This is a genomic window from Synechococcus sp. H55.9 (genome assembly GCF_047462355.1).
Lineage (GTDB): Bacteria > Cyanobacteriota > Cyanobacteriia > Thermostichales > Thermostichaceae > Thermostichus.
The window spans coordinates 1-1,006 of sequence record NZ_JANSJB010000213.1; the positions used below are offsets into that span (position 1 = coordinate 1).

Annotated in this window: 1 protein-coding gene and 1 pseudogene; both read left to right on the forward strand. The window is 58.9% G+C overall.

From position 1 onward, the window contains the following. Nucleotides 1–561, forward strand: a pseudogene (locus tag NW857_RS13200) (hypothetical protein); the annotation flags it as partial. Nucleotides 562–567: 6 nt separating this feature from the next. Further along, nucleotides 568–864 carry a hypothetical protein gene (locus tag NW857_RS13205; RefSeq protein WP_414333933.1) on the forward strand — a complete coding sequence of 99 codons (297 nt, stop codon included), beginning with the start codon at nt 568–570 and terminating at the stop codon, nt 862–864. The last annotated feature ends 142 nt before the right edge of the window (nt 865–1,006 follow it).

A 1,006-nucleotide genomic window follows, 5' to 3' on the forward strand; every position in this document is an offset into this window, starting at 1 on the left:
GTGCTGCTCACGCGCATGCCTGCCAATTACTACAACCGCATCCAGTACCGCTTTTTGGAAGAGCTGAAAGCAGTGCAACCCGGTCTGCAGCAGGTGGCAGAGGATCTGGTGCGCGAATCGGGCCATGTCTGTGTCTTCTACACCTTTGGCAACATCATGGAGTCCCTGGAGTGGGAAACCCTTGTGGGGCCAATGCTGGAAAAGGATACCGACTGGATCCACGGGGCCTATGCCGTAGCCAGCAGCTTGGGGTGGGGTCGTTGGCAGGCTTTGGAGGTGGTGAGCGATCATTCCTGCCGGGTGGCTATTGACGGCAACTACGAGACCAACTACTTTTTGGCTTCCTACCCACGGGCAGATTATCCGACCTGCTATTTTGCCCAAGGGGCGGTGCCGGCGCTGATGAATCTGGTTTACAACGGCAACATTCAGCAGAAGCCGATTCTGGATCAAGTCTTCTACAACCGCCTCTTCCAGCGGGGTGGGCTGTTTCACGGGAAGGAGACCAAAGCCAGAGAGAAAGGGGATCCCTGGTGTGAGTTCTACGCCGAGCGGATTTAGGGATCCATGCAGGTGCGCATCCTGAGGCGGCGAGAGTGTGGAAGGGGCTGGGCCACAGACCTGCTGCTGCCGCGCTGCCTGAGCTGGCCGGAGGTGGAAGAGCTGGCGCAGGAGATAGGGGCCACCTGCCGCTGCTTTCAAAAACAGCTGGTGTGGTTGGATCTGCCGGCAGGGCGAATTACCGCTTCCTTGCGGGTGCCTCGCCTAACTTTGCGGCTCTACGACGCCGCTGTTGAGGCCCAGCTCCTCAAGCAGGTGTGTCGGCTAGCCGAGGCCCCTGCTCCTGCAGCGGAGGAGGACTGAGCTGTTGGCGACTCTGCGAGCTCTCCTTAGAGGCGCTGCACAAGCTTTATAGTCGGTTCAAACACAATTCAAACACTTTCACTTTGCCACCTACCCAAGCACTTCGCGCTGCTGCCCTCACCCCCAACCCCTCTGAGGGAGA

What these genes read in the sequence shown, in the direction of transcription:
- NW857_RS13205 (WP_414333933.1), top strand. Translation starts at nt 568, where the DNA reads ATGCAGGTGCGCATCCTGAGGCGGCGAGAGTGTGGAAGGGGCTGGGCC.